Source organism: Thalassotalea litorea (assembly GCF_043642205.1).
Taxonomy (GTDB): Bacteria; Pseudomonadota; Gammaproteobacteria; order Enterobacterales; family Alteromonadaceae; genus Thalassotalea_A; species Thalassotalea_A litorea.
The window spans coordinates 94,981-103,801 of the sequence record NZ_JBHZSG010000011.1; the positions used below are offsets into that span (position 1 = coordinate 94,981).

Annotated in this window: 9 protein-coding genes; 6 read left to right on the forward strand and 3 right to left on the reverse strand. The window is 42.5% G+C overall.

Features of this window, described 5'->3' with window-relative positions; genetic code table 11:
* Positions 1–115: 115 nt before the first annotated feature.
* A complete protein-coding gene (lrp, locus tag ACHUFQ_RS07880) occupies positions 116–589 on the reverse strand; it encodes a leucine-responsive transcriptional regulator Lrp (protein ID WP_394174533.1) in 474 nt (157 codons plus the stop codon).
* 140 nt (positions 590–729) lie between these two features.
* Here lrp and ald point away from each other — a divergent pair, with 140 nt between their 5' ends.
* The 5 genes from ald to infA all read left to right on the forward strand — a co-directional run bounded on the left by ald (position 730) and on the right by infA (position 5,163).
* Positions 730–1,845 (forward strand): alanine dehydrogenase, encoded by a 1,116-nt coding sequence (gene ald / locus ACHUFQ_RS07885; RefSeq protein WP_394174535.1) that lies wholly within the window; start codon positions 730–732, stop codon positions 1,843–1,845.
* A gap of 207 nt (positions 1,846–2,052) precedes the next feature.
* Positions 2,053–3,015 (forward strand): thioredoxin-disulfide reductase, encoded by a 963-nt coding sequence (trxB, locus tag ACHUFQ_RS07890; RefSeq protein WP_394174537.1) that lies wholly within the window; start codon positions 2,053–2,055, stop codon positions 3,013–3,015.
* A gap of 12 nt (positions 3,016–3,027) precedes the next feature.
* Positions 3,028–3,741, forward strand: coding sequence for a leucyl/phenylalanyl-tRNA--protein transferase (gene aat, locus ACHUFQ_RS07895; protein ID WP_394174539.1), 714 nt, complete (start codon positions 3,028–3,030; stop codon positions 3,739–3,741).
* Between the two features lie 406 nt (positions 3,742–4,147).
* Positions 4,148–4,855, forward strand: a complete 708-nt coding sequence (locus tag ACHUFQ_RS07900; RefSeq protein WP_394174541.1) for an arginyltransferase — start codon at positions 4,148–4,150, stop codon at positions 4,853–4,855.
* 89 nt (positions 4,856–4,944) lie between these two features.
* The gene (infA, locus tag ACHUFQ_RS07905) at positions 4,945–5,163 is read left to right on the forward strand and encodes a translation initiation factor IF-1 (RefSeq protein WP_011043571.1); all 219 of its coding nucleotides are present in this window, start codon (positions 4,945–4,947) and stop codon (positions 5,161–5,163) included.
* A 163-nt stretch (positions 5,164–5,326) separates the two neighbouring features.
* Here infA and clpA read toward each other — a convergent pair whose 3' ends face one another.
* Together clpA and clpS are read right to left on the reverse strand one after the other, a co-directional pair.
* Complete coding sequence (clpA, locus tag ACHUFQ_RS07910; RefSeq protein WP_394174542.1) at positions 5,327–7,585, reverse strand: ATP-dependent Clp protease ATP-binding subunit ClpA; 2,259 nt, start codon at positions 7,583–7,585, stop codon at positions 5,327–5,329.
* Positions 7,586–7,615: 30 nt separating this feature from the next.
* Positions 7,616–7,936, reverse strand: a complete 321-nt coding sequence (clpS, locus tag ACHUFQ_RS07915; protein ID WP_394174543.1) for an ATP-dependent Clp protease adapter ClpS — start codon at positions 7,934–7,936, stop codon at positions 7,616–7,618.
* 220 nt (positions 7,937–8,156) lie between these two features.
* On the opposite strand from clpS, the gene cspD reads away from it, so the two are divergent.
* Positions 8,157–8,381 carry a cold shock domain-containing protein CspD gene (gene cspD, locus ACHUFQ_RS07920; protein WP_143580724.1) on the forward strand — a complete coding sequence of 75 codons (225 nt, stop codon included), beginning with the start codon at positions 8,157–8,159 and terminating at the stop codon, positions 8,379–8,381.
* Positions 8,382–8,821: the final 440 nt, after the last annotated feature.

An 8,821-nucleotide genomic window follows, 5' to 3' on the forward strand; every position in this document is an offset into this window, starting at 1 on the left:
GAATCCATGGAAAATTTTTGTTGTTATTAAAGCCTAAAATAGCAAACATTTAGGTCGCTGAAAATATTTATCCGGTTTACACCTTCAATTACTCTTTGATTGGACAATCTGTGTGCTATCGGATCGGTAAATGGTTATTTGATTTCACTTCTTCCATCACCACATAGGTACGACTTTCACTTACCGCCGGCAAGGTGAGCAAGGTATCCCCCAATAAATTCCGATACGCCTGCATATCTGATACCCGGGTTTTCAATAGAAAGTCAAAATTTCCGGAAACCAGATGACACTCCTGAATAACATCGAGTTGCAGAACGGCCTTGGAAAACTCCTCAAAAACGTCCGGAGACGTTCGACTTAAGGTGATTTCGACGAAGACAAGTAATGATGCGCCAAGATATTGGGGATTTAAATTCGCGCTGTAACCGGTGATGACCTTATCGGCTTCGAGCTTTTTCACCCGTTCTAAACAAGGGGTAGGACTTAATCCCACACGTTTAGAAAGCTCTACGTTAGAAAGTCGACCATGTTTTTGAAGTTCACCAAGGATATTTTTATCAATCCTATCTAATTTTCGTTCACTCGCCACTTAAATAGTCCATTTATCTGCATTTTAATGTTATAGCGATATTTTTATCTTAAATATGCAAAATTACAAACAAATAATCTTATAATTTCCAATTATACTGGCTGAATAGTTTATTTGATTAACAACATAGAGACAGTTAAATGATTATTGGTGTTCCTAAAGAGATTAAAAACCATGAATATCGTGTAGGCATGGTTCCTGCGAGTGTTCGTGAACTAACAAACCACGGACATAAAGTGATGGTAGAAACTCAGGCCGGAAGCGGAATTGGTTTTACCGATCAAGATTATATGGATGTTGGCGCTTCGATTTTAGGCACCGCAGCTGAGGTATTTGCTGAAGCTGAGATGATCGTTAAAGTCAAAGAGCCACAAGCGGTAGAACGTGCAATGTTGCGTGAAGGTCAGATCCTGTTTACCTATCTTCACCTGGCGCCGGATCTTCCTCAAACCGAAGATTTAATCAAATCCAAAGCCATCTGTATTGCTTACGAGACGGTAACTGACAATCAAGGTGGTTTACCCCTGTTAGCCCCTATGTCAGAAGTAGCAGGTCGTATGTCGATTCAGGCTGGCGCTCAGGCTTTGGAGAAATCTAATGCCGGTCGCGGTATGTTACTAGGTGGTGTACCCGGTGTAGAATCTGCGAAGGTTGTTGTTATCGGTGGTGGTATGGTTGGTAATAACGCTGCTCAAATGGCTGTTGGTATGGGCGCCGAAGTCGTTGTTCTTGATCGCAACATCAATGTTTTACGTCGTTTAGATGCTCAGTTTGGCAATAAAGTTAAAGCTATCTACTCAACTGCTGATGCATTAGAGCAGCACGTTCTGGAAGCCGATTTGGTCATTGGTGGTGTTCTTATCCCGGGCGCAGCAGCACCAAAACTTGTTACTAAAGAACATATCAAGGCGATGAAGCCAGGTTCCGCTATCGTTGACGTTGCCATCGACCAAGGTGGTTGTATTGAAACGTCAAAAGCGACAACCCACGCCGATCCAACCTATATTGTTGATGACGTGGTTCATTATTGTGTCGCAAATATGCCAGGTGCTGTGCCACGCACTTCGACATTCGCACTCAACAACGCAACATTGCCTTATATTATCCAATTAGCTAACAAAGGTTATAAACAGGCTTTGCTTGACGATAAGCACTTGTTAAACGGCTTGAATGTTATTGCTGGTAAAGTGACTTGCCAAAGCGTTGCTGAAAACTTAGGTTTCGATTACGTTGAACCTGCAATTGCACTTGCTTAATGTGGCAACCGGGTAACTAGAAAACCCAAAGGCTGTATATGCGCGTTGACACCATAAGTGTTAATAAATTGATAAAAACGCTGTTAATGTAACAGCGTTTTTTTTATCGTATAACCTTGTTTTTGTATTCGGCTACCCCAATCAACAAAACATAATCGATTTATAACCCTCTGGTTATAGCATTTTCAAAATTCCATGGAGTATTACATGAGTGATGTAAGGCACTGCCCTCTTTTGATCTTAGGCTCAGGTCCTGCTGGCTACACAGCTGCCGTATACGCGGCACGCGCTAACTTAAATCCAGTGATGATCACAGGTATGCAGCAAGGTGGTCAATTAACCACAACGACTGAAGTAGAAAACTGGCCAGGCGATGCCGATGATCTAACCGGTCCATTGCTAATGGAACGGATGCAAAAACACGCAGAAAAATTTGATACTGAAATCATTTTCGATCATATCGACGAAGTTGATTTCTCTAACCGCCCTTTCCATTTAAAAGGCAGCAGTGGCGAGTACACTTGTGACGCATTGATCATCGCAACCGGTGCTTCAGCTCAGTATCTGGGGTTAGAATCTGAAACCGCGTTTATGGGTAAAGGTATTTCCGCATGTGCAACCTGTGATGGGTTCTTTTACCGTAACCAGAAAGTTGCCGTTGTTGGTGGTGGTAACACCGCGGTTGAAGAAGCACTTTACTTATCGAACATTGCTTCAGAAGTACATCTGATCCACCGTCGTGATACCTTCCGCAGTGAAAAGATCCTGACCCAGCGTCTGATGGATAAAGTCGAAAACGGCAATATTGTATTGCATTTGGACCGCACACTTGATGAAGTCCTTGGTGATAACATGGGCGTAACCGGTTTACGTCTGCAAGACACCAAGACTGACGCCAAAGAAGAAATCGACGTTGCTGGTTGCTTTATTGCCATTGGTCACAAACCAAACACAGGGATTTTTGCTGGTCAACTGGACATGAAAGACGGTTACTTAACCATTCAGTCTGGAACCACAGGTAACGCTACGCAAACCAGTGTTGAAGGTGTCTATGCCGCAGGTGACGTCGCTGACCACATCTACCGTCAGGCGATCACCTCCGCGGGTTCTGGCTGTATGGCAGCTCTGGACGCTGAACGTTATTTAGATGCTTTGGCATCCCGTAAGTAAGGTTTTTTACTTATGCAACAGATCCTGCATCGCCTGTCGACACAGGATCTGTCCTTTCCGCCAATCGAACAAGCATTATCCGAACCCAATGGGTTACTGGCGGTTGGCGGCGATCTCTCTGCGAAGAGAATTATCAGCGCTTATCGTAATGGCATCTTTCCCTGGTTTTCTGAAGGCGACCCAATCTTATGGTGGAGTCCGGATCCCAGAGCAATTTTAACGCTACAAGACCTTCGTATTAACCGAAGTTTAAAAAAATTCCTGAACAAATCTCCCTATCACATTACCTTAAATCACGCCTTTGATGACGTTATTGCATTGTGTGCCGATGCACCATTTCGCAAGGAAGATACCTGGATAGTCCCATCAATGATGTTGGCTTATCAACAACTGCATCGTCAGGGAGTCGCACATTCTATTGAAGTTTGGATGAATGATCAGTTAGTTGGTGGATTATATGGCATCGCTATTGGTGGTTTTTTTAGTGGCGAATCCATGTTTTACCGTGCCGAAAATGCTTCTAAAGTAGCTCTGATTGCACTAAGAAATCATTTGCTAGCACAAAACATCCAATTTATTGACTGTCAAATCCAAAACCCTTTTCTTGAATCCATGGGCGCAAAGGAAGTTAGTCGAGAAACGTTTTCACGATTACAATTAAACGCCATTACAACGCCAATCAAGGATAACTGCTGGCAACCACAAACACTGAAGCTCGATAATTGAGGCGCGATTCTTTATAGTAATACCAATCACATTAAGTTTGTGCACCGCTCTGAGTGAGGGCGGAGGTTCAGTTACAACATAGATTTCACTGATATAGTCAATCTATATTAATGAAATATAGGGCAGTAAATGGGCCTTAAGGTAAGCTCCCTGCGGGTGAGTTATAAAGGCGTTTATCCTGCGTTACTGATTTTGGCTGATTTAAGCTGATTTAAGCTGATTTAAGCTGATTTTAGCTGATTTTGGCTGGTCTTGAGATAATGGAGCGACCATGCTCTGCAATCAAAGCCTTCTCTAAAAGCCTTTAAATTCTCACTGAGTGAGCAATAATTTAATATGATTGGTATAAAGGTAGGCGAGATAAATCCATGTGTTTAATCGCCAAATACGGATCATGAGTGAGTCGATGAGCGAGCAAAAGTTTTTTCAATTTGGTTTAACCCAACACTTTCCCTGCAATTATTTGCCAGAGCAAAAAGAACGATTGATGGTGGTGATGAATCATGAATTACTCACCAATGAAAACTATCAACGGTTACTCGAAGCCGGTTTCCGACGCAGTGGCGATCAGGTCTATCGCCCCCACTGTCAGCGCTGCGACGCCTGTGAATCATTGCGCGTTCCAGTTAAAGAATTTATTGCTTCTAAAAGCCAAAAGCGCATTTTGACACTCAATAAAGATATCAAAATTAATATCAGCTCCAGCGAAAAGCCACAGTTCTACCCGTTATACGAGCGCTATATTAATACCATTCATATAGATGGCGGCATGTATCCTGCCAACCGTGAACAATACGACAATTTTATTAGAAGTGAGAATATTGCCCAATTGTTTATTGAGCTGTACTTGCAAGATAAATTGGTGAGTGTTGCTGTAACCGATCATTTGCCTAACGCACTGTCAGCGCTATACACCTTTTATGATCCCAATTTTGCGAAGCGTTCTCTGGGAAAATTATCCATACTCAGCCAAATAGAGGTGGCCCGCACATTAGGTAAAGAGTTTCTGTATTTGGGCTACCAGATCGATGCCTGCGCAAAAATGAACTATAAAAATAAATATCATCCCCACCAGCGCCTTCAGCAGCAACGATGGCAACGGATAGATAAATAAATAGCGCATTGACTTTACAAACAGTTCGCTTTTGGGCATGATCTGCGCAGCAAATATTTATGCATACTTTTTAGAGGATTAACGCTTAGATGGCGAAAGAAGAAAATATTGAAATGCAAGGTACGGTTTTGGATACGCTTCCAAACACCATGTTTCGTGTTGAATTAGAAAACGGTCACGTCGTAACCGCACATATCTCAGGCAAAATGCGCAAAAACTACATCCGTATTTTAACTGGTGATAAAGTTACTGTTGAACTAACACCATACGACTTATCTAAAGGTCGCATTATTTTCCGCGCCAGATAATCCCTGAGCTCTTGATAGGGCTAAATAGAGAATTGAAAAACCCCGCTATTGCGGGGTTTTGTTTTTTTATGGGGTTAACAACCCTAAGCACTGCTAATCGGTAGGCAAAAAAAAGCCGCTTAAAAGCGACTTTCTATCGGTATAACAATTAATCGAAATAAGATCAGGAAACCAGTTCTTCTTTTTCTTCAAAGTTGAACACAAGCTTCTCTTTTTTCTTATCGACATCAACTTTGGCAACACCGCCTTGCATCAATTGTCCAAACAAGAGTTCATTGGCTAGTGGTTTCTTCAAATGCTCCTGAATAAGCCTTGCCATTGGACGTGCGCCCATAGCCTTATCATAACCATGTTTCGCTAACCAGGCTCGTGCCTTCTTGCTGATTTCCAGTGACACACCTTTGTGATCAAGTTGCGCCTGTAGTTCAACAATAAACTTATCAACCACCTGCTCAATCACGTCGGCATGAAGATGATTAAACCAGATTATAGAATCGAGGCGATTCCTGAATTCCGGTGAAAAGACGCGGTTAATTTCTGACATCGCATCGAAACTATGGTCCTGTTGTTGGAAACCAATGGATTGTCGCGTCGTTTCACGAACCCCGGCATTGGTGGTAAGCACTAAGATGACATTACGAAAATCGGCTTTTCGGCCATTGTTGTCGGTTAATGTACCATGGTCCATCACCTGCAACAGGATATTATAAATATCCGTGTGTGCTTTTTCGATTTCATCTAGCAGGACCACTGAATGGGGGTGCTTAATGACCGCATCGGTCAACAAACCACCCTGCTCATAGCCAACATAACCCGGAGGCGCACCGATCAAACGGCTTACCGCGTGTTTTTCCATGTACTCGGACATATCAAAACGCAACAACTCTACACCAAGTATTTTGGCAAGTTGATTGGTCACCTCAGTTTTACCGACACCGGTAGGCCCGGAGAACAAGAAAGAGCCAACAGGTTTTTCTTCATGCCCTAAGCCAGCGCGGTTTAACCGAATCACTGAGGTCAAGCCGTCTATCGCTTCATCTTGACCAAACACCACCATTTTCAAATTGCGGTCGATATTCATCAAATTGTCTTTTTCTGTCGATGAAACAGATTTTTCCGGGATCCTGGCAATGGAGGCAACAATCGCTTCAATTTCACCGATATCGATCGTCTTTTTACGCTTTTTCTCGGGTAATAATTGTTGTTTAGCACCGGCTTCATCAATCACATCGATCGCTTTATCCGGTAAAAACCTGTCATTGATATATTTCGCCGACAACTCTGCTGCAGCTTTAAGGGCTTTGTTCGAATACTTTACATTATGATGCTTCTCATAGCGCTCTTTCAAACCTTGCAAGATTTTTGTAGTTTCATCAATTGATGGTTCGTTGATGTCGATTTTCTGAAAACGACGAGCCAGTGCCCTGTCTTTTTCAAAAATCGTTTTAAATTCCTGGTAAGTCGTAGAGCCCATGCAACGCAGTTTTCCGGACGACAGTAATGGTTTTATCAGGTTAGAGGCGTCCATCATACCACCAGACGCCGCACCAGCGCCTATGATGGTGTGAATTTCATCAATGAATAGAATCGCATGGGGATCTTTTTCAAGCTCCTTTAACAGGGCTTTAAAGCGCTTTTCAAAATCTCCACGATATTTGGTGCCCGCTAATAACGCTCCCATGTCCAGTGAATAGATGGTTGCATCCATTAACACGTCAGGGGCCTTCTCTTCTACGATCAATTTTGCCAAGCCTTCGGCAATCGCCGTTTTACCGACACCGGCTTCACCCACAAACAAGGGGTTGTTCTTACGACGGCGACTCAGCACCTGAATCGCGCGTTCCAGTTCAATAGAACGGCCGATCATAGGATCAATTTGCCCCAGCTGTGCGGCTTTATTCAAATTTTCCGCGTAGGCATCGACGTTTTTATTGTCTTCTTCCACGCTAATCGCATCATCATGCTCAATGGTTGGCTCACCAGAGTGCCCCTTCGAAATACCATGGGAAATAAAGTTAACGATATCAAGGCGAGTAATGTCAGATTTTTTCAGGAAGTATGCAGCTTGAGATTCCTGTTCGCTAAATATGGCCACCAGGACATTGGCACCATTGACCTCAGTCTTGCCAGAGGACTGAACATGAAATACAGCTCGCTGAAGAACACGCTGAAAACCCAGAGTTGGCTGGGTTTCTTTATCTTCTTCGCCTTCCTGGATCACCGGCGTCGTTTCTAAGATGAATGTGTTTAATTCCAACTTAAGCTTATCGAGGTCACCGCCACAGGCCTTGATCGCTTCGATCGCTTCCGGATTTTCCAGCAAAGCAAGCAATAAATGTTCTACCGTCATAAATTCATGGCGAGAATCTTTAGCTTGACGGAAAGCCAGATTTAAGGAGATTTCTAATTCTTTATTTAACATTAACGTCTTGCTCCATACTTTGGGGGACTATTACACCTGTTCCATGGTACACATCAGTGGATGTTCATGCTTACGGGCAAATCGACAAACTTGATCAACTTTTGTTTCTGCAACTTCAGCAGTAAAAATTCCGCAACTTGCTTTACCCTTATAATGTATTGTTAGCATAATTTGCGTCGCTTGGTCAGTATCCATGTTAAAAAATTTACTTAACACTTCAACTACGAAGTCCATCGGGGTGTAATCATCGTTTAATATAATGACCCGATACATGGACGGACGCTTTATTTTTTCACGCTGCTGCTCTTCAACAACACTATCCGTATCGTTTAATTCTTTGGCTTTACTCATATAAAAAATATTAGCCCTTACTATATCTATTATAAGAAAGAATTAAAAAATCAAAAAAACCAACAATTTATCTTGACTAATTTTTCTGATAATCTAAATTTTTAATTGTGGCTACTTTTTCGCCACGCCCCCTACCAGTAATTTACTGATAGAAATACTTTAATGATCATGTGAGATCGATTCAAACAAAAATACCAATGTATAAGAAGGAAGTGGAAGTATGGCTAATGGTACAGTGAAATGGTTCAATAACGCCAAAGGTTTTGGTTTTATTCGTCCAGAATCCGGCGGTGAAGATATCTTCGCGCACTACTCAACAATTCAAATGGACGGCTACCGTACGTTGAAAGCTGGCCAAAGTGTCGACTACGAGCTCAATGAAGGACCGAAAGGCCATCATGCTGCCAGTATCCGCCCTCTGGATATGGAAGGCGAGCAACAGTAGTCTAGCTTTTCAGTGATTCACAGCAAGGGAGGGGTCCTCTCTTTGCTGAATCCTGACTACCTGCTGTAAACGCCCCCTGATAATCAACCGGATATTTTGCCGGCTGTGACTATCAGAAAACCGACATAAAACAAGAAATTATCTTCTCTTGTTTTAAGGCTTTAGCCATAAAAGCCCTATTCGCTTCTTGTTACCAAGTGAGCAACTCTCATATATTGCTCATGAAACTGAAAAGCCCCCACTTTTCAACATACCTGTCAATATCGCAATCAAATCAATCATCCCAACCATGCCGTTTACAACTTAGTCTTAGATTTAACTGACGTTAAGTACCAACGTTTACAAAATCTTCCAGCGCCAGAGCTTATACCAATCACATTAAGTTTGTGCACAACTCAGAGTTAGGGCAGAGGTTCAGTTACCACATAGATTTTATTGAT

Bases quoted from the DNA above. Each gene is read 5' to 3' on its own strand.
- ald (WP_394174535.1), top strand. From the start codon at position 730: ATGATTATTGGTGTTCCTAAAGAGATTAAAAACCATGAATATCGTGTA.
- trxB (WP_394174537.1), top strand. From the start codon at position 2,053: ATGAGTGATGTAAGGCACTGCCCTCTTTTGATCTTAGGCTCAGGTCCT.
- aat (WP_394174539.1), top strand. From the start codon at position 3,028: ATGCAACAGATCCTGCATCGCCTGTCGACACAGGATCTGTCCTTTCCG.
- ACHUFQ_RS07900 (WP_394174541.1), top strand. From the start codon at position 4,148: ATGAGCGAGCAAAAGTTTTTTCAATTTGGTTTAACCCAACACTTTCCC.
- infA (WP_011043571.1), top strand. From the start codon at position 4,945: ATGGCGAAAGAAGAAAATATTGAAATGCAAGGTACGGTTTTGGATACG.
- clpA (WP_394174542.1), bottom strand. From the start codon at position 7,585: ATGTTAAATAAAGAATTAGAAATCTCCTTAAATCTGGCTTTCCGTCAA.
- clpS (WP_394174543.1), bottom strand. From the start codon at position 7,936: ATGAGTAAAGCCAAAGAATTAAACGATACGGATAGTGTTGTTGAAGAG.
- cspD (WP_143580724.1), top strand. From the start codon at position 8,157: ATGGCTAATGGTACAGTGAAATGGTTCAATAACGCCAAAGGTTTTGGT.